The following is a 23,883-nucleotide window of genomic DNA, read 5'->3' on the forward strand; positions in this document are numbered from 1 at the left end:
GTCCGCTCACCCGGCGACGTAGGCGGCGAGATGCTGCCCGGTGAGGGTGCTGGCGTCGGCGACGAGCTCGGCGGGGGTGCCCTCGAAGACGAGGCGCCCGCCGTCGTGCCCGGCGCCGGGGCCGAGGTCGATGATCCAGTCGCCGTGCGCCATGACCGCCTGGTGGTGCTCGATGACGATGACCGAGCGGCCCGAGTCGACGAGTCGGTCGAGCAGCCCGAGCAGGTTGTCGACGTCGGCGAGGTGCAGGCCCGTCGTCGGCTCGTCGAGGACGTAGACCTCGCCCTTCTCGGCCATCTGGGCGGCGAGCTTGAGGCGCTGGCGCTCGCCACCGGACAGCGTCGTCAGGGGCTGGCCGAGCGTGATGTAGCCGAGCCCCACGTCGACGAGCCGCCCGAGGATCGTGTGGGCGGCCGGGGTGCGGGCCTCCCCCTCGGCGAAGAAGTCCAGCGCCTCGGTCACCGGCATCGCCAGCACCTCGGCGATGTTGCGAGCGCCCAGCTCGTAGCCCAGCACCGCCGCCTGGAAGCGCCGGCCCTCGCACTCCTCGCACGTCGACTCGACCGTCGCCATGACCCCGAGCTCGGTGTAGATGACGCCGGCGCCGTTGCAGGCTTGGCAGGCGCCCTCGGAGTTGGAGCTGAAGAGGGCGGGCTTGACGCCGTTGGCCTTGGCGAACGCCTTGCGGATCGGCTCGAGCAGCCCGGTGTAGGTGGCCGGGTTGCTGCGGCGCGAGCCCCGGATCGCGCCCTGGTCGACGACCACGACCCCCTCGCGCTTGGCCACCGAACCGTGGATGAGCGAGCTCTTGCCGGAGCCCGCGACGCCGGTGACGACGCAGAGCACGCCGAGCGGGATGTCGACGTCGAGGTCGCGCAGGTTGTGCGTGCTGGCGCCACGCACCTCCATGACCCCCGTCGCCGTGCGCGTCGACGCCTTGAGCCGCACCCGGTCATCGAGGTGGTGACCGGTCACGGTGTCGCTGGCGCGCAGCCCCTCGACGGTGCCCTCGAAGACGACCTCGCCGCCACCGGAACCGGCGCCCGGACCGAGGTCGACGACGTGGTCGGCGATGGCGATCGTCTCGGGCTTGTGCTCGACGACGAGGACGGTGTTGCCCTTGTCGCGCAGCTGGAGCAGGAGCGCGTTCATCCGCGCGATGTCGTGCGGGTGCAGGCCGATCGTCGGCTCGTCGAAGACGTAGGTGACGTCGGTGAGGGACGACCCGAGGTGCCGGATCATCTTGGTGCGCTGGGCCTCCCCACCTGACAGCGTGCCCGCGGGACGGTCGAGGGAGAGGTAGCCGAGGCCGATCTCGGCGAACGAGTCGAGCAGGTGCTGCAGACCTCGCAGCAGGGGCGCGACCGACGGCTCCGACAGGCCGCGCAACCACTCGGCGAGGTCGCTGATCTGCATCGAGCACAGGTCGGCGATGTTCTTGCCCTTGATCGTCGATGACAGCGCCTCTCGGGACAGGCGCGTCCCGTTGCACTCGGGACAGGTCGTGAAGGTGACGGCCCGCTCGACGAAACGGCGCACGTGCGGCTGCATGGCGTCGAGGTCCTTGGAGAGCATCGACTTCTGGATCTTCGTGAGCACGCCCTCGTAGGTGAGGTTGACGCCCTCGACCTTGATCTTCTCCGGCTGGCCGTAGAGCAGCTTCTGCAGCTGCCTCGCCGTGAACGTCCCGACGGGCTTGTCCATGGGCAGGCCGGCTCCGGCGAAGATGCGGCCGTACCACCCGTCCATGCTGTAGCCGGGGACGAGGAGGGCACCCTCGGAGAGCGACTTGCTCTCGTCGTAGATCGCGGTGAGGTCGAAGTCGTTGACGGCGCCCATCCCCTCGCACCGGGCGCACATGCCGCCCTGGTAGACCGCCTCGCGCACGATCGAGGTCTCCTGCCGGTTGCCGCGATCGGTCTTCATGACCCCGCTCGCGACGCGCGTCGGGACGTTGAAGGCGAAGGCGGTCGGCGGCCCGATGTGCGGGGTGCCGATGCGGCTGAAGAGGATCCGGAGCATGGCGTTCGCATCGGTCGCGGTGCCGACGGTCGATCGCGGGTTGGCGCCCATCCGCTCCTGGTCGACGATGATCGCCGTCGTCAGGCCGTCGAGGAGGTCGACCTCTGGCCGGGCCAGCGACGGCATGAAGCCCTGGACGAAGGCGCTGTAGGTCTCGTTGATGAGCCGTTGGGACTCGGCAGCGATCGTGGCGAAGACGAGCGAGCTCTTGCCCGAGCCCGAGACGCCGGTGAAGACCGTCAGGCGTCGCTTCGGCAGCTCGATGCTGACGTCCTTGAGGTTGTTGACCCGGGCCCCGTGCACCCGGATGCGGTCGTGGCTGTCAGCGACGTGCGTGGCCGCCTTCGTCGTCGTCGTCGCGCTCATCAGGTCTCCGTCCCCTCGGCGTGGTGCGCGACCCCACGGTACGGGCTGGGTCAACCCCAGTAGTCGTCGAGCGCCTCGCCGCCGTCGTCGCCGGTCGGGGTGCGACGCTCGGTCACGCTGAGGCGGCCACGGTAGAAGAGCATCGGCCGGCCCAGCTCGCCGTCCTCGAGCTCGGCGACCCGGCCGATGACGACGTCGTGGTCGCCGGCGACGTGCACCTGCTCGACGGCGCAGTGGATCCGCATGAGCACCCCGGGCAGCCCCGGGCCCCCGGCGCCTGCCGGCAGCCAGTCGAGCCCCTCGAAGCGTCGCCCGGCCCTCGACCCGAAGCGTTCGATGAGGTCTCGCTGCGCGTGGCCGAGCACGTTGACCGTGAAGCGGCCCTGCTCGCGCATGAGCGGCCAGGACCGTCCGCGGTGGTCGGCACAGAAGAGGACGAGCGGGGGGTCGAGCGAGACCGAGGCAAAGGACTGGCAGGCGAAGCCGACCGGATCGCCCTGTGCCGTCAGCCCGGTCACGACGGTGACCCCCGTGGCGAAGTGCCCGAGCGCGTGGCGCATGCGCTCGGGCGTGGGGTCGCCGCCGCGCAGCTCGCCGCCCTGGCCGTCGCTCACGAGCCCTCGCCGCCTGCGCGCTGCGGCCCGTCGCCGTCGCGGTGGCGCGACTCGCCGAAGGCCTGGACGAGCGCGGCCAGGCGCGATGCCTCGCGCCCCGACACCTCGCCGTCGGCCTTCTGGATGGCCATGACGGCCAGGGTGTCACCGTCGTCGAGGTCGAGCGTCACCCACGGCTCGCCACCGCCGAACTGCACCCCGACGACCTCGGGCCACGTCAGGGTGCGGGTGAGGACGAGGTTGCGCACGATGAGCCCCTCCCGCGAGGGCACGGCGGAGATCGACGCGTAGCGCCAGGCCACGACCGCGATGACGACGCCCAGGGCGAAGAACATGAGGCGGTCGATGATGCTCCAGTGGCCGAGGGTCTCGACGGGCATGAGCACGGCGAGACCGCCGAAGACGATGAGTGCGGTCCACGCGACGCCGAGCGCCACGGCGCGACCCCGTCGCGACCGGAAGGTGGCGAAGGCGTCAGGCGCCGGGTCGGCGTCGCGGCTGCTCGGGCCGGTCGGGCTGCTCACGGCGTCACAGGCGGCAGGCCGCGATGTCGGTGACGAGGATGGCTCGGGCCCCGAGGTCGTAGAGCTCGTCCATGAGCCGGTTGCGCCCGATCCGCGGCACCATGGCGCGCACGGCGACCCACGCCTCGTCCTGCATCGGCGACACGGTGGGCGACTCGAGGCCCGGCGTCAGCTCGGTCGCCTTGTCGACGAGCTCCTTGGGGCAGTCGTAGTCGAGCATGACGTAGGTCCGGGCGGTGATGACGCCGGCGATGCGCCGCTCCAGCACCGAGACGGCCTGCTCCTCCCCCGGCCGGTCACCGCGGATGAGCACGGCCTCCGACTGCAGGATCGGCTCACCGAAGACCGCGAGCCCCTGGCTGCGCAGCGTGGCCCCCGTCTCGACGACGTCGGCGATGACGTCGGCCACCCCCAGCGTGATGGCGGTCTCGACCGCCCCGTCGAGACGCACGACCTCACCGCTCAGCCCGCGGGATGCGAGGTCGGCGCGCACGAGGCCGGGGTAGCTCGTCGCCACCCGCTTGCCGTCGATGTCCTCGACCGTGGCCACCTGACCGGGGCGGGCGGCATACCGGAAGGTCGAGCCGCCGAAACCGAGCGACATCACCTCGACGGCGCTGGAGCCGGAGTCGAGCAGCAGGTCGCGTCCGGTGACGCCGGCGTCGACGGTGCCGGAGCCGACGTAGACGGCGATGTCGCGCGGGCGCAGGTAGAAGAACTCGACGTCGTTCTCGACGTCGCTGACGACGAGCTCCTTGGTGTCGCGACGCACGCGGTAGCCCGCCTCGCGGAGCATCTCGACCGTCGCGTCGGACAGGGAGCCCTTGTTGGGCACGGCAATTCGCAGCATGGGGATGGGGTCCTCTGGGGGTCTTACTGGGGTCCTACAGGTGGGCGTAGACGTCGTCGAGCGAGATGCCCTTGGCGAGCATGAGGACCTGCAGATGGTAGAGCAGCTGGCTGATCTCCTCGGCCGCCTCGGCGTTGGACTCGTACTCCGCGGCCATCCAGACCTCGGCCGCCTCCTCGACGATCTTCTTGCCGATGGCGTGGACGCCGGCGTCGAGCTGCGCGACGGTGCCCGAGCCCTCGGGTCGGGTCGTGGCCTTCTCGGCCAGCTCGGCATACAGCTGCTCAAAGCTCTTCACGGTCACCCAGCCTACGGGGGCAGCCGACGTGGTCCGTATGCCGCTCACGTCGTGGCGGTGTCGCGGAGCGCGACCACGGTCGCCACCGCAGCCGTGGCGGCCCCGTGCCCCTTGTCCTCGGCGGACCCGGGCAGCCCGGCGCGATCGAGGGCCTGGGCCTCGTCGTCGCAGGTGAGCACGCCGAAGCCGATCGGCACCCGGGTGCGGACGGCGACCTCGGTGATGCCGACGGTCGCAGCCTGGCACACGTAGTCGAAGTGGGGGGTGCCGCCGCGGATGACGACCCCGAGCGCGACCAGGGCGTCGAAGCGGTCGGCGAGTGCCGCGCACGCGACCGGCAGCTCGAAGGTGCCCGGCACCCGGACGACCTCGACGTCGGTGACGCCGGCCTCCGCGAGTCCGCGGAGCGAGCCGTCGAGCAGGCCACCCATGACCCGGTCGTGCCAGCTCGCGGCCACGACCGCGACGCGCAGCCCGCTGCCGTCGGTGGCGATGGTGGGGGCGCCGTCCTTCATGCTGTCTCCTTGCTGCTGCCGTGGTGCTCTCGGGGCGTGGCCGGGATGTCGTGGCCGAGCCGGTCGCGCTTGGTGATGAGGTAGCCCGCGTTGTCCTCGCCCATCGGGCCGTGGAGCCGCTCGACGGCCACGACGTCGACACCGAAGTGGCGCAGGGCGCTCACCTTGAGGGGGTTGTTGGTGAGCAGCACGACGTGCTCGGCCCCGAGGTCGTGCAGGATCGCGGCGCCGGCCGCGTAGTCGCGCGCGTCGACGGGCAGGCCGAGCGCGGTCTGGGCGTCGACCGTGTCGGCGCCCGCGTCCTGCTCGGCGTAGGCACGCAGCTTGTCGACGAGGCCGACGCCTCGACCCTCGTGGCCGCCGAGGTAGACGACGACCCCGCCCTCGCGGCCGACCCGTGCCATCGCCGCCTGCAGCTGCGGGCCGCAGTCGCACCGCAGTGAGCCGAAGGCATCGCCCGTCAGGCACTCGCTGTGCAGGCGGGTCAGCACCGGGCCGGGGCGTCCCAGCGCCTGCAGCCCGCGAGGGCTGACGAGTGCGACGTGCTCGTCGCCCGTGAGGGTGTCGCGGTAGCCATGGGCGGTGAACGTGCCGTGGACCGTGGGGATGCGTGTCGTCGCGAGCCGCTCGACACGGTCGAAGCGCTGGCGCCAGGCGATCAGCGCCTCGATCGTGATGACCGGCAGGCCGGCCTCGGCGCCGAGGGCGAGCACGGCGTCGTAGCGCATCATCGTGCCGTCGTCGTGCACGAGCTCGCCGATGACTCCGACGGGGGCGAGACCCGCGAGACGCGTGAGGTCGGCGGCGGCCTCCGTGTGCCCCGGGCGGGTCAGGACGCCACCCGGCCTGGCCCGCAGGGGCAGCACGTGGCCGGGACGCACGAGGTCGGTGGGCACCGAGGCGGGGTCGGCGAGCACCTGCACGGTGCGCAGCCGGTCGGCAGCGCTGATGCCGGTCGTGACGCCACGAGCCGCGTCGACCGACACCGTGTAGGCCGTGCGCAGGGGGTCGCGGTTGTCGGTGACCATGAGCGGCAGCTCGAGCCGGTCGGCGACCTCGGCCGGCATCGGCGCACAGAGGTAGCCCGACGAGTGCCGCACGGTCCACGCCATCCACTCCTCGGTGGCGGTCTCGGCGGCGAGCACGAGGTCACCCTCGTTCTCGCGCCCCTCGTCGTCGAGCACGAGGACGGGGCGACCCTGGCGCAGCGCCTCGAGGGCCTGCTCGACGGTGGCCAGGCCGCTCATCGTCCCGCCCCCGCCCGCGAGCCGAGGAGGCGCTCGACGTACTTCGCGATGACGTCGACCTCGAGGTTGACGACGTCGCCGACTCCCTTGTGGCCCAAGGTCGTGAGTGCCAGCGTGGTGGGGATCAGCGACACCGAGAAGCCGTCGTCCGAGATCGAGGCCACCGTGAGCGAGACACCGTCGACGGTGATCGACCCCTTCTCCACGACGTATGCCGCGAGGCCGGGTGGGAGTGTGAGATCGACCGTCTCCCAGCGGTCCCCGGGCGTGCGGCGCGTGATCGTCGCCGTGCCGTCGACGTGGCCCTGCACGACGTGACCGCCGAAGCGACCATCGGCGGGCATGGCCCGCTCGAGGTTGACGCGGTCACCGGGTCGGAGCGCGCCGAGCGCGCTCCGGCTCAGGGTCTCGGCCATGACGTCGACGGCGAACTGCTCGCTGTCGTGCTCGGTCACGGTCAGGCAGACTCCGTTGACCGCGATCGACGCACCGTGCACGGCGTCACTGACGACGAGCGGACCCCTGATGCGGAGCACGGCTGAGTCCGCGCCGTGCTCGACGGCCTCGACGGTGCCGAGCTCCTCGACGATTCCGGTGAACATCGTGTCATCACTTCTCCTCTTCGGTGGGGTCACTCGGCCGGGCGTGCACGCGGACGTCGCCGCCGATGACCTCGACGTCGACGACCTCGAGCCGCCGGACGTCCGTGATGGTGGTGATGCCGAGGTCGTCGACGGCCGCGCGGCCCGACCCGAGCAGTGCCGGGGCGAGGTAGGCGTAGACGTCGTCGACGAGGCCAGCGGTGATGAAGGTCGCCGCCAGCGTCGGGCCGCCCTCGAGCCACACGTCGCGGACTCCCCTGTCCCACAGCTCCTTGAGAGCGATCTCGGGATCACGGGTGCGCAGGTGGAGCACCTCACCGGGCGCGTCGTGCACCTGCGCGGACTCGGGCACGTCGCGAAGGCCCATGACGACACGGAGGGGCTGTCGCGGCGCGAGCCCGCCGTCCGGCATACGGGCCGTGAGCCGTGGGTCGTCGACGAGCACGGTGCCGGTGCCGACGAGCACCGCGTCACGGGTGGCCCGCAGGGTGTGGGTGTCGGCGCGCGCGGCGTCGCCGGTGAGCCACTGGCTCGTCCCGTCGGAGGCGGCACTGCGGCCGTCGAGCGTGGCCGCGAACTTCCACGTCACGAGCGGGCGGCCGAGAGCCACGCCGCGCGCCCAGCGGGCGTTGAGCGCGGTGGCCTCGTCGGCGAGCACGCCGCCGATGACGTCGACCCCGGCTGCGTGCAGGCGCTCGGCCCCGCCGGTCGCGTCGGGGTTCGGGTCGGACTGGGCGAAGACGACGCGCGCCACCCCCGCCACGACGAGGGCGTCTGCGCACGGGCCGGTGCGACCCGTGTGCGCGCAGGGTTCGAGGGTCACGTAGGCAGTGGCCCCCCGGGCCCGCGAGCCGGCGGTGCGAAGTGCCACGATCTCGGCGTGAGGGGTGCCGGCGCCGTGGTGGTGCCCCTCCGCGACGACCTCACCGTCGGGCGCGACGATGACGCACCCCACCCGGGGGTTGGGGTCCGGCCACGGCCCGGATGCGGCGAGGTGGAGGGCTCGTCGCATCCAGGTCGAGGCGGCCGTGTCACCCACGGGTCAGCCCGCCGTCGCTCGCGCGAGCTCCGACTCGGAGTCGGGCCGCTCGGTCCTCGAGGCCTTGACCCACTGGGTGAAGCCGTAGACCACGAAGGCGCCGTAGAAGGTGTAGAGCACGGCTGTCGGGACGTAGCCCGTGGCGAAGCCGAACGGGATGCCGACGAGGTCGACCCCGATCCACGCGAGCCAGAACTCGTTCCACCCACGCGCCATGGCGTAGGTGGCGACGATGGAGCCCACGAAGATCCAGGCGTCGCACCAGAAGAACCACCACTGTGGCGTGAAGTAGGGGTTGGGCGCGAGGCTCCAGAGCCAGACGAAGACCTGGTGGACGACGACGGTGCCGACGAGCCAGAAGCCGATGACGACGGCGCGCTCCGTGGCCGTCGCCCACCGCGGCGTGATCGCCGCTCCGGTCGGGTCACCCGCGTGGTTGAGCCGGCGCAGTCGCGACCAGCGCCACCAGCCGTAGATGCTCGTGATGATGAAGAAGACCTGGCGACCGGCCTGGCCGAAGAGGGGGATGCGCTCGTCGGCGCCGAAGACGGCACCGAGGTAGACGAAGAAGAGCATGACGTTGGCGAGGATCCCGACGGGCCAGGCCAACACCCACCGGCGCATGCCGAGGTAGGCGGAGGCGAGTCCGATGAGGACGCCGATCAGCTCGAGCCAGTGCAGCTGGTAGGGGCCGATCGCGATCGACGCATCGATCGCGTGCTGGAAGACGTTCTGCGTGCCATCGGCAAGGGCTGATGCCTGCATGTGGTGTTCGACCTCGTGTCGTTCGTCGGTGCACGGACGAACTCCGGGGAACTCCACACGCCGCCGGGAGCCGGGCTCCGGCAGCGGACGCCGAAAACCCAGACCGTGACGGCCTGTCTCGTGCTGCCTCCCATCCGGACTTTCACCGTCGGTCCCGGAATTTCACCAGGTCAACCGGCCGCTGGCTGCGGCCGGGTCGCGGACTGTAACCGCCGGCTCGGAATTACACCGACCCCGGAGCACGTAGGGCCAGTATGCACCCGGCCGGTGCGACGATGCACACCGTCTCGCCGGTGACGGATCGCACACGGGCTCCCGGCCGCCTCAGGGTGCGTCCCACCGCGAGCTCGGTGTCAGTGTCGGTGCCGCTCCGCGAGCGAGCGCAGCTCGTCGACGGCTGCCGCGGCGTCCTCCGCGCCGTAGACGGCCGAGCCCGCGACGAAGACGTCGGCGCCGGCTTCGGCGCACTGCTCGATGGTGTCGCTACTCACACCGCCGTCGACCTGGACCCAGATCTCGCCGCCGTGACGCCGAACGGCCTCGCGGACCTGCCGCACCTTGGGCATCTGGTCGGCCATGAACGACTGGCCCCCGAAGCCGGGCTCGACGGTCATGACGAGCACCATGTCGAGCTCGGGCAGCAGGTCCTCATAGGGTGCGAAGGCCGTGCCGGGCTTGATCGCCATCGATGCCCGTGAGCCCGCGGCACGGAGCGCGCGCGCCAGCGACCTCGGGTCGCGGGCGGCCTCGATGTGGAAGGTCACCGACTGGCAGCCGGCCTCGGCGTACTGGGGTGCCCAGCGGTCGGGGTCCTCGATCATGAGGTGCGCGTCGATGGGCACGGGGCTCACCTTGACGAGGGCCTCGACGACGGGCAACCCGAGAGTGAGGTTCGGCACGAAGTGCGCGTCCATGACGTCGACGTGGGCCCAGTCGGCGTTGGCGATGCGCCCCAGCTCGGCCTCGAGGTTGGCGAAGTCGGCCGACAGGATGCTCGGTGAGATCTGCACGCGCACAGCCTAGGGGCCGTGCCGTCGGGCCAGTCCTCGCCTCGAACCGGTCGCTCAGAACGGGGGCGGATCGTCGGGTGCGGCCTCGTCGGCACGCGGCTGGTCGACGCCCGCCTGCCAGTCCTTGGGCCACGTCGCGTACGTGCGTCCGGTGAGGGTGGTCCACTCGAGGCCGCGGCCGCCGGTGGGCCTGGAGGTCCAGACGCCGTCAGTCTTGAGGTTGTGGTGGAAGCGGTGCTTGGCGTGGAGGTTGTCGACGGTGGTCGGCCCTGCCGGCCACGGAACCTCGTGGTCGAGGTCGCAACGAAGGGCTGGCACCTCGCATCCCGGCGCCCGGCACACGCCATCAAGGGCTTGGACGTGCTCCACCATGGCGGCGGTGGGTCGGTAGCCGAGGCCGGGTCGGGACAGGGCCCGCCCGCTGGAGACGTCGACGGGGAGGGTGCGCCAGACGGACCCGGGACGCGTGATGATCTCGCGAGCGTGGGCAGCGGCGACCCAGCCGTGTCCGGGCAGCTCGCACGCCGCGTCCGACGAGCCGGTGACGACGTCGAACGGGACGACGATCCAGACCATGGCGGCGGGATGACCCGTGTTTCAGCCCGTCTTGCGCAGCAGCGCGAAGAACATCGCGTCCGTGCCGTGCACGTGCGGCCAGAGCTGCACGTAGGGGCCCTCCCTGAGGGCCGGCAGCTGCTCCCCCGACGCGTCGACGAAGAGGCCCCGCGCGTCGACCACCTCGATGTCGTCGCGCCGCTTGAGCAGGTCGGCGACGACGAAGCGGGTCTCGTTGAGGTGAGGGCTGCACGTCGCGTAGCCGACGAGGCCCCCGGGCGCGGTCGCGTCGATGCCCGCCGACAGCAGCTCGCGCTGGAGCCAGGCGAGGGCCGCGACGTCGCCGGGCGAGCGGCGCCACCGCGCCTCTGGCCGGCGACGGAGGGCCCCGAGGCCGGTGCACGGTGCGTCGATGAGCACCCTGCTGTATGCCGCCGGGTCGACCTCGCCCATGTCGCGCCCGTCGCCGTGGCGCACCTTGAGGCTCGTGTCGGCGTCCCGTGCCGCGGCGCGCGCGGCAGCGAGCGTCTGCCAGACGAGATCGGCGCGGTGCTCGCTGATCTCATTGGCCACGAACGGGATTCGTCGCTCGATGGCGAGCGCGGCGAGCAGTCCGGCCTTGCCACCCGGCCCGGCACACAGGTCGAGCCAGCGCTCGTCTGCCGCAGCCGGACCCTCGACGTTGGCGCTGGCGAGGGCGAGCACAAGCAGCTGCGAGCCCTCGTCCTGCACCGCCGCACGCCCGTCGCGCACGGCGTCGATGGCGCCGGGGTCGCCCTCGTCGAGCACAGCTCCGACCGGGCTGAGCCCGGTGCGCGTCGCCCCCCAGCCCTCGAGCTCGTCGAGCGACGAGAGTCCGGGCCGTGCCACGAGCGAGACCTTGGCCGGCTCGTTGTCGACCTCGAGCAGCGCGGTGAGAGATGCCTCGACATCGTCGGGGGTGGCAGCCCCGTGCCCGATGAGGGCGGCACGCAGGGCCTTCGCCACCCAGACGGGGTGCGAGGTGCGCATTGCCAGCCGCTCGACCGGGTCGGTGATGCCCTGGGTCACGAGATCGACCCACTCGTCGGGGTCACGCTCGCTGATGCGACGCATGACGGCGTTGACGAAGCCTGCCGCTCCGGCGCCGTTGACCTGACGGGCCAGCGCCACCGTCTCGTCGACGGCAGCGTGCGTGGCCACGCGCATCCCGAGGACCTGGTGCGCCCCGAGCCGCAGCGTGTCGAGCACGTTGGCGTCGATCTTGCCGACAGGCCGACCCGCTGCCGAGGCGATGATCGCGTCGTAGAGACCGGACATGCGGGTCGCGCCGTAGACGAGCTCAGTCGCAAAGCCCGCGTCTCGGCCAGTGAGTCGCTTGTCGCGCAGCAGCCTCGGCAGCGCGAGGTTGGCGTAGGCGCCGTCGGCGATCTCACGCATCGCCGTGTAGGCCGTCAGCCGGGCGGGGTCGGTGCGGCGGGCCCGCTCCGACGGCCGCTGCTCGGAGCGGTGCCGGGCCGAGCGCTCGCGGGCCGGAGGCCGCTGCCGCTCCCCGCGCCGGGCGCGGTGCTCGTCGTCACTCATCGCCGACCCGCTCCCCCGCCTCGATGCGCGTGCCGCGTGCCCAGTCGGCGGCGGCCATCGGCTTCTTGCCGTGTGCCTGGACCGTGCCGAGGCGCACGGGCACGGTTCCCGTGCCGACGTGGACCGCCTTCTTCGACACGAGGAGAGTGCCGGGTGCGAGGCCGCCGAGGGCGTCCGCCTCGTTGGGGCCAACCGGCGTGACCGGCTCGATCTTGAGGCGCTGTCCCCGGAAGGTCGTCCACGCGCCGGGGGCCGGTGTGCACCCGCGCACCCGGCGGTCGACGGCCGCGGCGGGGTGCTCCCACCGGATGCGGGCGTCGTCGACCTCGATCTTGGGGGCGTGCGAGACGCCCTCACCGGCCTGCGGCCGGGCCACGAGCTCGCCGGCCTCGAGCCCGTCGAGCGTGGCCACGAGCAGCCCGGCCCCGGCGGTCGCCAGCCGTCCGAGCAGGTCTCCGGCGGTGTCGGTGGGGCGGATCGTCTCCGTCATGACGCCGAGGACCGGACCGGTGTCGAGGCCCTGCTCGATGAGGAACGTCGAGGCGCCGGTCACCGTGTCACCGGCCATGATGGCGTGCTGCACCGGGGCGGCGCCGCGCCACGCCGGCAGCAGGGAGAAGTGCAGGTTGACCCAGCCGAGCCTCGGGATGCCGAGGGCGACAGGCGGGATGAGGTTGCCGTAGGCGACGACCGGGCAGGCGTCAGGTGCGAGCTCGCGCAGGGTGTCGAGGAACTCGGGTTCCTTGACCCGGGTCGGGGTCAGCACCGGCACGCCGAGCTCCTCGGCGCGCTGGCGCACGGGTGAGGCCTCGAGGCGGCGCCCCCGCCCCGAGGGTGCGTCGGGCCTCGTGACGACGGCGACGAGCTCGTGGCTCGACGCCGCCACGGCCTCGAGGCTCGGCACCGCGGCTTCGGGGGTTCCGGCGAAGACGACTCTCACGTCACATCGCCCGGCCGAAGGTGGAGTGCGGGCTGATGCGCACCTCGGTCGGGCTCTGGGCGAACCAGTCCGACTCGCGGATGGCGCGCATCGCCTCGCGGCGCGACTCCGTGTCGAGACGGTCGAGGAAGAGGATGCCGTCGAGGTGGTCGGTCTCGTGCTGGACGCACCGGGCGAGCAGCTCGGTGCCCTCGAGGACGACCGGCTCACCCCACATGTTCTGGCCGCGCGCCACGACCGAGAGAGCGCGCTTCGTGTCGAAGGCGACCCCGGGGATGGAGAGACAGCCCTCAGGGCCGTCCTGCTCCTCGTCGGACAGGTCGAGGCTGGGGTTGACGAGGTGTCCGAGCACTCCGTCGACCCAGTAGGTGAAGACGCGCAGCCCCACCCCGATCTGGGGGGCGGCCAAGCCCGCTCCCGGAGCATCGAGCATCGTGTCCTCGAGGTCCTTGACGAGGACCCGGAGCTGCTTGTCGAAGTCGACGACGTCGACGGCGGGTGTGCGCAGGACCGGGTCACCGAAGAGGCGGATGTCCTTGATCGACACGAGACTCCTGGGTGCGGGGGTGGACGGGGCGAGCGCCAGTCTAGGACTGCGGCGGCGCCGAGGACCGACCGGCGGCCGTGGCCGGCATCGCGACGGTGCGCACCTCGGTGGGTTCGTCGGTGGGTTCCTCGGTGGGTTCCTCGGTGGGTTCCTCGGACGACCGCCCGAGATCGCGCACCGACCGCGAGAGCAGGGCCGCGAGCGAGATCACCACGTAGACAGCGGCACTCACGAGGATGAGGGTCTCGAGGTCCACGGTGGTGGCAAGCCACCCGTAGACGAAGGTCCCGATCGGCATCGCGACGAACGAGCCCAGGGCGTCATAGCTCGACACCCGTGAGAGCACCGCGACGGGCACGTGCTCGTGCAGGGCCGTGCTCCACCCGACGCCGAAGACCTCGACGGCGGCTCCCGCGACGAAGAAACCGATCGCCACGGGCAGCAGGGCCGGCAGCGCCCCGAGGAGGACCATCGGCACCGCGAGGACGCAGATGGCGAGCATGCCGGCACGAAGCGGGTGCTCGAGCCGCAGCCGGAGCATGACGAGCGTCATGATGACCGTGCCCGCGGCCTCGGCGCTCAGCACGAGGCCCCACCCCGCCTCTCCGATGGCCTCGCTCGAGGCCGCGATGAGCGGTCCGAGCACGCCGATGACGCCGACGTGGATCGCGTTCGTCAGACCGAAGGCGAGGACGACGACCCAGAGCCACTGCCGGCGGGTGAACTCCGACCACCCCTCTCGCAGCTCGCGCACCATCGAGGGGCGCCGCACGCGGCCCGGCTCGGCCCGGGGCAGACCGACGCGCGAGAGGCAGACGATGGCGACGGCATACGTCAGCGCGTCGACGGCGAGCGCCCACCCGGGGCCGACGCCCACGACGAGCAGGCCGGCGAGGGCCGGCCCGATGACCGCGAGCCCGCTGCGGCTGAAGGACAGCAGGGCGTTGGCCTGCTGCAGCCGCGCGCGGTCGACGACGAGCGGCACGATGCCCATCATCGCCGGCATCGTGAAGGCCGAGACGGCGCCGTTGATCCCCTCGATGACCGTCAGCTGCGTCAGGGTGGCGTGTCCGCTGATGATGAGGGCCGCGGCCACCGCCTGGGTGAGGCAGGTGAGGACGTGCGAGACCTGCAGGACGACGATGCGTGAGAACCGGTCGGCCACCACCCCGCCGACGAGCAGGAAGACCACCATGGCGAGGGTGCGCACGCCGAGCACCTGGGCGAGCGCGCCGGCGGACGCGTCGATGTGCAGCACCGCGAAGGCGAGCGCCACCGGCACCATGACCGAGCCGCCCGTCGACACCGTGCGGGCGGCGAAGTACCACGCGAACCGCGGGTCGCCGAGCGCGCCGAGCGACTCCTTGACCCTCATCGCGTGCCCCGGCTCTCGGGCCGCAGCTCGAAGGCGGCGACCGACAGGTTCGCGCGCACCGTGCCCTCGCTCCGCGGCGGCTGCGCGCTCGCGTGCAGGAGCGCACTGGCCTCGCCGACGAGCTCGACGACCCTCGCCCACACGTCGGGCGCGACCCAGAGGTCGGCGTCGGTGAGGTGCGTGCCGCCGGGACGACCGGGGAGGCGGTCGGCGAAGCGGGCCGGGATGGCGTCGGCGAGGACGCGGACGTAGTGCTGGGCGTCGTCCTCGGTGTCGGGCTGGGCCCCGGGGGCGCGCGGGGCGTCCCACACGTGGCGGTAGCGCTTCGCCCGGCCGCCGCGCACGTTCTCCTCGCTCGCGATGACGAGCAGGCCGGCGTCGAGCAGCAGGCGCAGGTGGTAGCTCGCGTTGGCCTGGCTCACGTCGAGCTCTCGCGCGACCTCAGCGGCGCTCAGCTCGGCGCCGGTGAGGAGCGAGAGCATCTGCAGGCGCAGCGGGTGGGCCGTCGCCCTGAGGTCACTGATCCGCTCATCCTCCAAAGACATGTTTGGGAGTATGCCGTGTCGCCGGCTCCACCGTCAAGCATCTCTTTGGGGGTTGTCGGATCCACGTGCCACCCGACCCAGGGCGGGCGGCTCAGCGGCCGGTGACCTCCTCGACGTCGAAGGTGAAGCCGTGCTCGCGCAGTCGCTCGACGAGGACCTCCCCCATCGCCGTGGCCGGCGTGCAGACGCCGGTCCGGCGCGGCACCCCCACGCCGCCGTCGAAGGCGAGCGACAGGGCTGCTCGGCCGAGCATCACCGCGGTGCCGCCGTAGCCGGGGTCGTAGTCGGCCCCGACCTTCGTGCGGTAGCGCCGGCCCTGCGTCGTCGTGCTCCGGATCTCCATGCGGAAGCGACCGGCCGCCCGCTCCTCGGGGCCCGGCCCCTCCCCGGGCTTCGGCAGGAAGCGGTCGAGGACGGCGCGCGTCGGGCCGAAGGCCAGCCCGGTGACCGCCCCACCCAGCCCGATCGCCATGCCGCCGGCGAGCAGCGGCGACATCGGTCCCGAGCCAAAGTCGGTCGCCTCGCGGTAGCGGAAGCAGCGCCCGTAGGACCAGTCGGAGAGGGTGTTGGACAGGCGCACGATGCGCGTGTTGAACCCCGCCATGACGAACGGCCCCGTCCACCGGCCGGTCTCCTCGTCCCGGTCGATCGGCACGAGTCGACGCAGCGTGCCCACGACACCACCGGCGCGCGCCCGGCCACCGCCCGACGGCTCCTCGGAGCGGCGGGGGCTCAGCGCATACGGGTCGGACACCGTGCGGCGGGCAGCGGCGTCGGCGCGCATCGTGATGGCCTGCTGCCGGGCGGAGTCGATCGTGCCGCCGGAGAAGCCGCCCTTCATCGAGCGCACGAGCAGCGTCGTCTCGCCGAGCTCGCCCGCGCCGTCGGCGGCCGCGCGCTGGGCCGTGACGAGGACCCCGAGGTCGGACGGGATCGAGTCGAACCCGCAGGCGTGCACGATCGCGGCCCCGGTCTCGCGTGCCCGGGCGTCGACCTCGTCGAGCGACCACCGCACGAAGAGCACCTCGCCCGTGAGGTCGGCGTAGTGGGTGCCCTCCTCGGCACACGCCCGCACGACCTCCTTGCCGTATGCCGCATAGGGCCCGACCGTGCTGGCGAGCACCATCGTGCGCGCGGCGACGGCGCGCAGCCGCACGGCGTCGGTGGCGTCGACCTCGACCAGCTCCCAGTCGAGAGCCCGTCCACCGATCTCGGCCCGGGTGCTCTCGAGCTTCGCGCGCGACCGTCCGGCCAGCGCGACGCGGGCCTCCTCGGGTGCGTGCTCGGCGAGGTGGGCCGCGGTGAGGACCCCCACGAAGCCGGTGGCGCCGAAGAGGACGATGTCGAGGTCACGCTGGCGGTCGGGCATGCGGTCACTCTGCCACGGCGGGTCAGAACATCTCGAGGGGATCGACGCGCACCGTCACGACCTCGGCCTCCTTGCGCGCGGACCGCACCGCCTTGAGCGCGATGAGGGCGCGGGTCAGCTCGAGGGTGGCCACGGGCGGCACCCGCACGAGGACGTGGTGGTCGGCAGGGGTGCGAGCAGGCGCGTCGGTCTCCCGCGGAGGTGGCGTCACGGCGCGGTGCGCGGCCGGGCTGACGGGGACGGGCCCGAGCACCTGGGCCCCCGGAGGGAGGCCCTGCTGCTCCAGCTGCGCGAGGGCTCCCTCGAGGGCTCTGCGGCTGCCCGTCAGCTGGGCGACGCGCAGGGCGGGCGGCAGGCCGAGCTCGGCCCGCTCCGCGAGCTCCCGCTCCGCGAGCCAGGCCGGGTCCCACCGCACGAGCGCCTCGACGGCGGGCAGCGCCACCGCCTCGGGCGCGCCGCAGAGGACCGCGGCGCGACCGGAGCGTGCCAGCGCGGCGGCGGCCAGCCACCGGCGCACGGCCTCGAGGGGTGCGTCGAGCACCGGCAGGTCGAGGCTGGCCCACGCGTCGAGCAGGAGCACTGCCGTGTAGCCGCCCTCGGCGATCGGCTCGGCGCCCGGGGTGGCGATGACGAGCGCCGGCTCGCCGCCGACCTGCGCCAGGACCTCGCCGGATCCCGAGGTGAGCACCGGAGTGCCGGGGAAGGCTCGCCCGATCTCCTCCGCGGTGCGCCGGGCACCGGTGACCGACGACCGCAGGCGCCGCGAGCCGCAGCTCGCGCACGCGAAGGCGCCAGGGGTCACGCCGAGCCCGCACCACCGGCACGACGGAGCGGCGCCCGAGCCGCTGACCGAGACCGGTCCCTGGCAGCGCGTGCACCGCACCGGTGTGCGGCACTCGGCGCAGCTGAGCGAGGGGAGGTAGCCGCGCCGCGGCACCTGCACGAGCACCGGACCGTCGACGAGGGCGTCCTTGGCGACACGCCAGGCGCGGGAGGGCAGGTGGGCCCGCGCGGCAGGGCCGTCGCGCTCCTCGTCGAGACCCTCACCGGCGACGGTCACCCGCGGCACAGCTGCCCGCAGGGTGGCGGCGTCGGCCTCCACGGGGACGAGCGTGCCGTCCTCGACGCCGACCTGGAGCCGCAGGCTGCGCCCGAAGCCGCCGGCGAGCACGGCCGCCCCCGTGGCCGCCGCCCGCAGCTCGAGGACGACCCCGGTGTGGTGGTAGGGCGCGCGCGGCTCGGCGAGCAGGTCGTCGCCGTCGTCCCACCAGGCGACGAGGCCGAGGTCGTGCACCGGCGCGAAGGCCGCCGCGCGGGTGCCGATGACGACGCGGACGTGACCGCGCAGCACCTTGAGCCATGCGGTGTAGCGCGCCTGCGGCCCCTGGTCGGCCGTGAGGCGCGCGTGCCGGCCCTTGCCGAGCAGCTGCGTGAGCGCGGCGTCGAGCCGGTCGACGTCGCGGTGGTCGGGCACGACGAGGACGCTGCCACGGCCGGCCGAGAGGGCGGTGGCCGCCGCCACGGCCAGCGCCGCGGGCCAGTCCTCGTCGGGGCGGCGACCCGGCAGCGCCGACCAGGCGGCCGCCGGCCCCTCACCCGACGCGACCCGGCGCAGCCAGGCCGGACCGGCGGGGTAGGCCTTCCACGGGCCCGGGGACGGCCCGGCGACCGGCTCGCACGGCGGGGCCTCGAGCGCGAGGTTGCGCTCGGCCGTCGCGTGGCGCCGGGGCACGGCGAGCCGGAGCACGTCACTCATCGTGCCGGCATACCGGTCGGCGACGGCGCGGCAGAGGGCGAGCACCTCGGGGGTCAGCACGGCCTCGGCACTGACGACGCGGCGCAGCGGGGTGAGCCTGCCGTCGTGCTCGGGATGCGCGCGACGCTCGACGACGTAACCGTCGAGCTCTCGCCCGGCGAAGGGCACACGCACGCGCGCGCCCGGCTGCGCGTCAGCGCGCAGGTCGTCGGGCACGTCGTACTCGAAGACGCGGTCGAGGTGCGCGAGCGGGGTCTCGACGACGACCGCAGCGACCGGCCGGTCGGCCGGTCGCTGCGTCGTGTCGTTCGTATCGTCGTCGCCCACGGGGGCGAATCTAGCCTCAGCCGGAGACGGCGGCCCTCAGGGCGTCCACACGGTCGGTGCGCTCCCACGTGAAGGGGTTCTCGACGCCGTCGGCCTTGGTGCGGCCGAAGTGGCCGTATGCCGCCGTCGGCTTGTAGATCGGACGCAGCAGGTCGAGCGCGTCGACGATGGCGGCGGGGCGCAGGTCGAAGACGTCGCCGATGGCCTGCTGGATCGCGTCGACGGGCACCGTCTCGGTGCCGAAGGTCTCGACGTAGAGGCCCACGGGCTGGGCCTTGCCGATGGCGTAGGCGATCTGCACCTCGCAGCGCCGGGCCAGGCCCGCGGCGACGATGTTCTTGGCGACCCAGCGCATCGCGTAGGCGCCCGAGCGGTCGACCTTGCTCGGATCCTTGCCAGAGAAGGCGCCGCCGCCGTGCCGGGCCATGCCGCCGTAGGTGTCGACGATGATCTTGCGGCCGGTGAGGCCGGCGTCGCCCATCGGGCCGCCGATCTCGAAGCGGCCGGTGGGGTTGATGAGGGCGCGGTAGCTACTGACGTCGAGATCGGTGCCACTCTCGCGCAGCTCGGCGAGCACGGGCTCGATGACGTGGGCCCGGATGTCCGGCTCGAGCATGCCCTCGAGGGAGACGTCGGGCGCGTGCTGCGTCGAGAGCACGACGGTGTCGAGCTTGACGGCGCGGTCGCCCTCGTAGGCGATGGTGACCTGGGTCTTGCCGTCGGGGCGCAGGTAGGCGAGCTCGTCGTTCTTGCGCACCTGCGTGAGCCGCTCGGAGAGGCGGTGCGCGAGGTGGATCGGCAGCGGCATCAGCTCTGCCGTGTCGTCGCAGGCGTAGCCGAACATCAGGCCCTGGTCGCCCGCGCCCTGCTTGTCGAGCAGGTCGCCGACCTCACCGGAGCGGTGCTCGTGCGCCGTGTCGACGCCCTGGGCGATGTCGGGCGACTGTGCGCCGATGGAGATCGAGACGCCGCACGTGCGGCCGTCGAAGCCCTTCTGGGAGCCGTCGTAGCCGACCTCGAGGATCGTCTCGCGCACAAGCTTGGGGATCTCGACGTAGCCCGTCGTCGACACCTCGCCCGCCACGTGGACGAGGCCGGTCGTGACGAGGGTCTCGACGGCGACGCGCGCCTGCGGGTCCACGGTGAGCAGGGCATCGAGGATCGAGTCGCTGATCTGGTCGCAGATCTTGTCCGGGTGGCCCTCGGTGACGGACTCGGACGTGAACAGACGTGCAGGCACTTGCTCTCCCTAGCTCGGGGTGTGGCCGATCGGGCCGGTCTGGCCCGTGAGTGTAGTCGTCAGCCGAGCATCGCCGAGACGGTGTCCCAGAGCGCGTCGGCCACGACGTCCTTGGATGCCGGCCCCACCGTCACGACAGCATCGCTGCCGCGGCGGAGCACGTGGACCGTCGTCTCGTCCTGGCCGAAGGTGAGGTCGCGTCCGACCTCGTTGACGACCTGGACGTCGCTGCCCTTGCGGGCGAACTTGGCGCGGGCATGGTCCATGACCGAGCCCTGCGCGTCACCGGTCTCGGCAGCGAAGCTGACGACGATCGGTCGGTCGCTCCCCTGCGCAGCGCGCTGCTCGACGAGACCACGCACGATGTCGGGGTTCTCGACGAGCTCGACCCGCAGGCCGGCGGCCGGGTCGGACGACTTCTTGATCTTGCTCTCGCTCACGCTGGCCGGGCGGAAGTCAGCCGGTGCCGCCGCCATGACGACGACATCGGACCCGGCTGCGGCCTCCTCGACGGCCGACTTCAGCTCGAGCGTGGTCTCGACCGCGACGACGTGCACCCCCTCGGGTGCGGGCAGCGACACGTTGGCGGCCACGAGGGTGACCTCGGCGCCGCGCTCCGCAGCGGAGCGGGCGATGGCCCAGCCCTGCTTGCCCGACGAGCGGTTGCCGAGGTAGCGCACCGGGTCGAGGGGCTCGCGCGTGCCCCCGGCCGACACGACGACCCGGCGACCGGCGAGGTCGCGCACGGGGCTTGTCGACCCGCCCACCCCCGGAACGGCACCGCCCAGGATCTCGAGGCACGCGGCATACAGCTGCTCGGGCTCGGGGAGCCGGCCGGCGCCGGTGTCCTTGCCGGTGAGCCGGCCGACGGCGGGGTCGATGACGTGGGCGCCGCGGGAGCGGAGCGTGGCGACGTTGGCCTGCGTAGCCGGGTGCTCCCACATCTCCGTGTGCATCGCCGGCGCGAAGGCGACGGGGCACCGGGCCGTGAGCAGGGTGGTCGTCAGCAGGTCGTCGGCGAGGCCGTGCGCGGCCTTCGCGAGCAGGTCGGCGGTCGCCGGAGCGACGACGACGAGGTCGGCGCCCTGACCGATGCGCACGTGCGGCACCTCGTGCACCGAGGTCCACACGTCGGTGGCGACGGGCTTGCCCGACAGGGCCGACCACGTCGGCGCCCCGACGAACTCCAGGGCCGCCGCGGTCGGCACGACGGTCACGTCGTGACCGTGCTCGGTGAAGAGACGCAGGAGCGAGGCGGCCTTGTAGGCGGCGATGCCGCCACTCACCCCGAGCACGACACGCATCGGCTGCCCCTGCCCTCCCGGTGTGCTCAGGCCTCGGTGGGCGTCGAAGTCAGCAGGCCCTCGTTGATCTCACGCAGCGCGATCGACATCGGCTTCTCGTGGATCTCGGTCTCCACGAGGGGGCCGACGTAGTCGAGCAGGCCCTCCTGCAGCTGGGAGTAGTAGGCGTTGATCTGGCGCGCGCGCTTGGCGGAGTAGATGACGAGCGCGTACTTGGAGTCGGCGACCGCCAGGAGGTCGTCGATCGGCGGGTTGGTGATGCCGATGGGAGCAGCCTGGGTACCGGACACAGTGATCTCGATTCGTTGGTTTCAGCGGGCTTGCGCGGGGGTGCGACGCCTCTGCGCGGGGCGGGCGGAGGCACACGCCACGACGGGACTCACCTCTCGGCGCGTCCCGATCTCATCAATGATACGAGTTCTTCGCTCGCCCGACGAACATCGTCGTTGACGATGACCCGGTCGAACTCCGACTGCGCGGCGAGCTCGGCGCGGGCGGTGTCGAGTCGACGCTCCCGCTCGGCCTCCCCCTCGGTGCCGCGCCCGACGAGCCGGCGGACGAGCTCCTCCCAGCTCGGCGGGGCGAGGAAGACGAAGAGCGCGTCGGGCCAGGTGTCGCGCACCTGGCGGGCACCCTGGAGGTCGATCTCGAGCAGCGCGTCGCGGCCCTCACGGATGGCGCGCTCGACGGGCCCACGCGGGGTGCCGTACTTCGCGGCGCCGTGGACGACGGCGTACTCGAGGAACTGCCCCGCCTCGGCCAGCCGGTCGAACTCGCGGTCGTCGACGAAGTGGTAGTGGACCCCGTCGACCTCGCCGGGCCGCGGCGGGCGCGTCGTCATCGAGACCGAGAACCACACCCCCGGGAAGTAGGTGCGCACGTAGGCGGCGATGGTCCCCTTGCCGACGGCCGTGGGCCCGGCGAGCACCGTCAGCCGCCCCGGCGTGGGGGCGACCTGACGCGGCTCCGTCGTGCCCGGGGTCTGCTCCTGCGTCACGGCCGCTCGAAGCGGCGCAACAGCGCCGCGACCTGGTTGGCTCCGAGGCCGCGCACCCGGCGCGACTCGGCGATGCCGACCTCTTCCATGATCGCCTTGGCGCGCACCCGCCCGACGCCCGGCATCGACTCGAGCAGCTCGGTGACCTTCATCTTGCCGATGACGGGGTCGACCTTGCCGTCCTCGAGCACCTCGACGAGCGACCCGCTGGAGTACTTGAGGCGGTTCTTCACCGCGGCCCGCTCCCGACGTGCCGCCGCAGCCTTCTCGAGTGCTGCTGCGCGTTGCTCGGGCGTGAGCGGTGGAAGGGCCACGGTGTCAGGTCTCCTTGCGGTCGCAGGGCGCGCCCGGCGCTCCCCTGGTGCGGTGCGGTCTGTCGTTGCGTGTCGATGGGTCGGGTGTTCCTGCCGAACCTAGCGACCCGCGTGCGGGCCCCGCAACGCGGGTGCAGGCCAGCCGCCGTCGGCCCCCGACCCGCGAGGCTCACGTGCCGAGGTCGATGCCGCACGTCGCCTTGGCGTGCGCCTCGATGCGCTTCGCCGCCTGCTCGAAGTCCTTCATCTCGGGCGTGACGCTCGAGAGGTCAGGGGTGTCGGTGGCGAACTTCTCGAACAGGGTCTGGAGCGAAGCCCACTCCGACTTCACCTCGTCGGGTGCCGTGAGCTCGATCCCCTTCACCGTTGCCACGAAGCGCGTCGCCGCGGCCTTGTCCTCAAGGGAGGCACCTGCCTCAGCCCACTGCGCGTCGGCAGCCTTGAGCGCCGCGCAGTAGGCCGTCGTGTCCGACGTGCCGCAGCCGCCGACGAGGGTCGAGACCGTCGTCACGACGAGCAGGGCGCCGGCGGCGCGGTGAGCAGGGCTGAGCATGGTCACACCGTATGCCGTCCGGCCCGTCGCGTCCGCCGTCCCCGCCGATCCGGTGGCCGGGTCCTCGCTGGTGCGGGGTCGCGGCTCGGCAGCCCCTCACTGGAGCGAGAGGTTGCACGCTGTCTTGGCGTGGGCCTCGATCGTGGCGCCGGCGGCCTCCATCTTGGTCATCGCGTCGGTGAGGGCGCTCGTGTTGCTCGACGAAGCCGCCTCGACGAAGCCGACGAAGTCGGTCCAGGCCTGCTTGACCTCCGGCGGCGCGGACGCCTGGATCCTGCGGATGACGGACAGCCCCTTCTCGAGCGCAGCGGAGTCGGTGAGGCTCCCGGAGAGCCCCTCGAGCTCCTTCTGCCCGTTCTTGAGGACGTCGCAGTAGTCGCCCGCGGCCTCGGTGCCGGCCGTGGCGGAGGCTGCGGCGGAGGCCGCAGCCGACGAGGCGGCGGAGCTCGCGGTCGCGGTCGAGGGTGCGGTGGCGGAGCTGCAGGCGGCGGCGAAGGGCATGACGGCGGTCATGCCGACGACGACGAGGAGTCGGCGAGTCCTGGCGATGTGAGTCATGCGCCATTGTCCCCCGCGCGCCCTGTCGCGTCTTGTGCAGGTGCAGGTGCGGCTGTCGGTCGGGACCGCCCGGCACCGGTGCGACAGC

26 protein-coding genes and 1 riboswitch are annotated in these 23,883 nt (G+C 72.7%); all 26 genes read right to left on the reverse strand.

Annotated elements, in window-relative coordinates; translation table 11 throughout:
• Positions 1-6: 6 nt before the first annotated feature.
• Entirely contained in the window at positions 7-2,388 is a 2,382-nt protein-coding gene (locus FBY41_RS18120; protein WP_141845651.1) for an ATP-binding cassette domain-containing protein, read from the reverse strand.
• Positions 2,389-2,438: 50 nt separating this feature from the next.
• Positions 2,439-3,002, reverse strand: a complete 564-nt coding sequence (locus FBY41_RS18125) for a flavin reductase family protein (protein ID WP_260439883.1) — start codon at positions 3,000-3,002, stop codon at positions 2,439-2,441.
• Positions 2,999-3,526: a PH domain-containing protein gene (locus tag FBY41_RS18130; RefSeq protein ID WP_141845652.1), complete on the reverse strand. Its 528-nt coding sequence runs from the start codon at positions 3,524-3,526 to the stop codon at positions 2,999-3,001. Before FBY41_RS18130 ends, FBY41_RS18125 begins: the two co-directional genes overlap by 4 nt.
• Positions 3,527-3,530: 4 nt before the next feature.
• Positions 3,531-4,376: an ATP phosphoribosyltransferase gene (hisG, locus tag FBY41_RS18135; RefSeq protein ID WP_141845653.1), complete on the reverse strand. Its 846-nt coding sequence runs from the start codon at positions 4,374-4,376 to the stop codon at positions 3,531-3,533.
• 34 nt (positions 4,377-4,410) lie between these two features.
• Complete coding sequence (locus FBY41_RS18140) at positions 4,411-4,674, reverse strand: phosphoribosyl-ATP diphosphatase (protein ID WP_141845654.1); 264 nt, start codon at positions 4,672-4,674, stop codon at positions 4,411-4,413.
• 44 nt (positions 4,675-4,718) lie between these two features.
• The gene (ribH, locus tag FBY41_RS18145; RefSeq protein ID WP_141845655.1) at positions 4,719-5,189 is read right to left on the reverse strand and encodes a 6,7-dimethyl-8-ribityllumazine synthase; all 471 of its coding nucleotides are present in this window, start codon (positions 5,187-5,189) and stop codon (positions 4,719-4,721) included.
• Positions 5,186-6,436 carry a 3,4-dihydroxy-2-butanone-4-phosphate synthase gene (gene ribB / locus FBY41_RS18150; protein ID WP_141845656.1) on the reverse strand — a complete coding sequence of 417 codons (1,251 nt, stop codon included), beginning with the start codon at positions 6,434-6,436 and terminating at the stop codon, positions 5,186-5,188. Before ribB ends, ribH begins: the two co-directional genes overlap by 4 nt.
• Complete coding sequence (locus FBY41_RS18155; RefSeq protein WP_141845657.1) at positions 6,433-7,038, reverse strand: riboflavin synthase; 606 nt, start codon at positions 7,036-7,038, stop codon at positions 6,433-6,435. Before FBY41_RS18155 ends, ribB begins: the two co-directional genes overlap by 4 nt.
• 7 nt (positions 7,039-7,045) lie before the next feature.
• Positions 7,046-8,077: a bifunctional diaminohydroxyphosphoribosylaminopyrimidine deaminase/5-amino-6-(5-phosphoribosylamino)uracil reductase RibD gene (gene ribD, locus FBY41_RS18160; protein ID WP_260439884.1), complete on the reverse strand. Its 1,032-nt coding sequence runs from the start codon at positions 8,075-8,077 to the stop codon at positions 7,046-7,048.
• A 3-nt stretch (positions 8,078-8,080) separates the two neighbouring features.
• A complete protein-coding gene (gene pnuC, locus FBY41_RS18165) occupies positions 8,081-8,842 on the reverse strand; it encodes a nicotinamide riboside transporter PnuC (RefSeq protein ID WP_141845659.1) in 762 nt (253 codons plus the stop codon).
• 117 nt (positions 8,843-8,959) lie between these two features.
• A riboswitch (FMN riboswitch) is annotated at positions 8,960-9,088 on the reverse strand.
• 107 nt (positions 9,089-9,195) lie between these two features.
• The gene (gene rpe / locus FBY41_RS18170) at positions 9,196-9,852 is read right to left on the reverse strand and encodes a ribulose-phosphate 3-epimerase (protein WP_141845661.1); all 657 of its coding nucleotides are present in this window, start codon (positions 9,850-9,852) and stop codon (positions 9,196-9,198) included.
• 54 nt (positions 9,853-9,906) lie between these two features.
• Complete coding sequence (locus FBY41_RS18175) at positions 9,907-10,428, reverse strand: HNH endonuclease signature motif containing protein (protein WP_185749145.1); 522 nt, start codon at positions 10,426-10,428, stop codon at positions 9,907-9,909.
• 21 nt (positions 10,429-10,449) lie between these two features.
• Entirely contained in the window at positions 10,450-11,970 is a 1,521-nt protein-coding gene (locus FBY41_RS18180) for an RsmB/NOP family class I SAM-dependent RNA methyltransferase (RefSeq protein WP_141845663.1), read from the reverse strand.
• The gene (fmt, locus tag FBY41_RS18185) at positions 11,963-12,910 is read right to left on the reverse strand and encodes a methionyl-tRNA formyltransferase (RefSeq protein ID WP_141845665.1); all 948 of its coding nucleotides are present in this window, start codon (positions 12,908-12,910) and stop codon (positions 11,963-11,965) included. Before fmt ends, FBY41_RS18180 begins: the two co-directional genes overlap by 8 nt.
• Position 12,911: 1 nt before the next feature.
• On the reverse strand, positions 12,912-13,457 hold the full coding sequence (gene def / locus FBY41_RS18190; protein ID WP_141845667.1) for a peptide deformylase: 546 nt from the start codon (positions 13,455-13,457) through the stop codon (positions 12,912-12,914).
• 40 nt (positions 13,458-13,497) lie between these two features.
• A complete protein-coding gene (locus FBY41_RS18195; RefSeq protein WP_141845669.1) occupies positions 13,498-14,832 on the reverse strand; it encodes an MFS transporter in 1,335 nt (444 codons plus the stop codon).
• Positions 14,829-15,377 (reverse strand): helix-turn-helix domain-containing protein, encoded by a 549-nt coding sequence (locus FBY41_RS18200; protein WP_141845671.1) that lies wholly within the window; start codon positions 15,375-15,377, stop codon positions 14,829-14,831. Before FBY41_RS18200 ends, FBY41_RS18195 begins: the two co-directional genes overlap by 4 nt.
• A gap of 91 nt (positions 15,378-15,468) precedes the next feature.
• Positions 15,469-16,746 (reverse strand): saccharopine dehydrogenase family protein, encoded by a 1,278-nt coding sequence (locus FBY41_RS18205; protein WP_141845673.1) that lies wholly within the window; start codon positions 16,744-16,746, stop codon positions 15,469-15,471.
• Positions 16,747-16,768: 22 nt separating this feature from the next.
• Positions 16,769-18,829, reverse strand: coding sequence for a primosomal protein N' family DNA-binding protein (locus tag FBY41_RS18210; protein WP_141845675.1), 2,061 nt, complete (start codon positions 18,827-18,829; stop codon positions 16,769-16,771).
• 16 nt (positions 18,830-18,845) lie between these two features.
• Positions 18,846-20,069: a methionine adenosyltransferase gene (gene metK / locus FBY41_RS18215; protein ID WP_141845677.1), complete on the reverse strand. Its 1,224-nt coding sequence runs from the start codon at positions 20,067-20,069 to the stop codon at positions 18,846-18,848.
• A 59-nt stretch (positions 20,070-20,128) separates the two neighbouring features.
• The gene (gene coaBC / locus FBY41_RS18220; RefSeq protein ID WP_141845679.1) at positions 20,129-21,373 is read right to left on the reverse strand and encodes a bifunctional phosphopantothenoylcysteine decarboxylase/phosphopantothenate--cysteine ligase CoaBC; all 1,245 of its coding nucleotides are present in this window, start codon (positions 21,371-21,373) and stop codon (positions 20,129-20,131) included.
• A gap of 26 nt (positions 21,374-21,399) precedes the next feature.
• Entirely contained in the window at positions 21,400-21,663 is a 264-nt protein-coding gene (rpoZ, locus tag FBY41_RS18225; protein WP_141820936.1) for a DNA-directed RNA polymerase subunit omega, read from the reverse strand.
• An 89-nt stretch (positions 21,664-21,752) separates the two neighbouring features.
• The gene (gmk, locus tag FBY41_RS18230; protein WP_141845681.1) at positions 21,753-22,370 is read right to left on the reverse strand and encodes a guanylate kinase; all 618 of its coding nucleotides are present in this window, start codon (positions 22,368-22,370) and stop codon (positions 21,753-21,755) included.
• Positions 22,367-22,684 (reverse strand): integration host factor, actinobacterial type, encoded by a 318-nt coding sequence (mihF, locus tag FBY41_RS18235; protein WP_141820939.1) that lies wholly within the window; start codon positions 22,682-22,684, stop codon positions 22,367-22,369. Before mihF ends, gmk begins: the two co-directional genes overlap by 4 nt.
• Before the next feature lie 169 nt (positions 22,685-22,853).
• Positions 22,854-23,237 (reverse strand): hypothetical protein, encoded by a 384-nt coding sequence (locus tag FBY41_RS18240; RefSeq protein ID WP_141845683.1) that lies wholly within the window; start codon positions 23,235-23,237, stop codon positions 22,854-22,856.
• Positions 23,238-23,333: 96 nt separating this feature from the next.
• A complete protein-coding gene (locus tag FBY41_RS18245; protein WP_141845685.1) occupies positions 23,334-23,795 on the reverse strand; it encodes a hypothetical protein in 462 nt (153 codons plus the stop codon).
• Positions 23,796-23,883: the final 88 nt, after the last annotated feature.

Origin of the sequence: Humibacillus xanthopallidus, from assembly GCF_006716675.1 — a bacterium.
GTDB lineage: Bacteria > Actinomycetota > Actinomycetes > Actinomycetales > Dermatophilaceae > Humibacillus > Humibacillus xanthopallidus_B.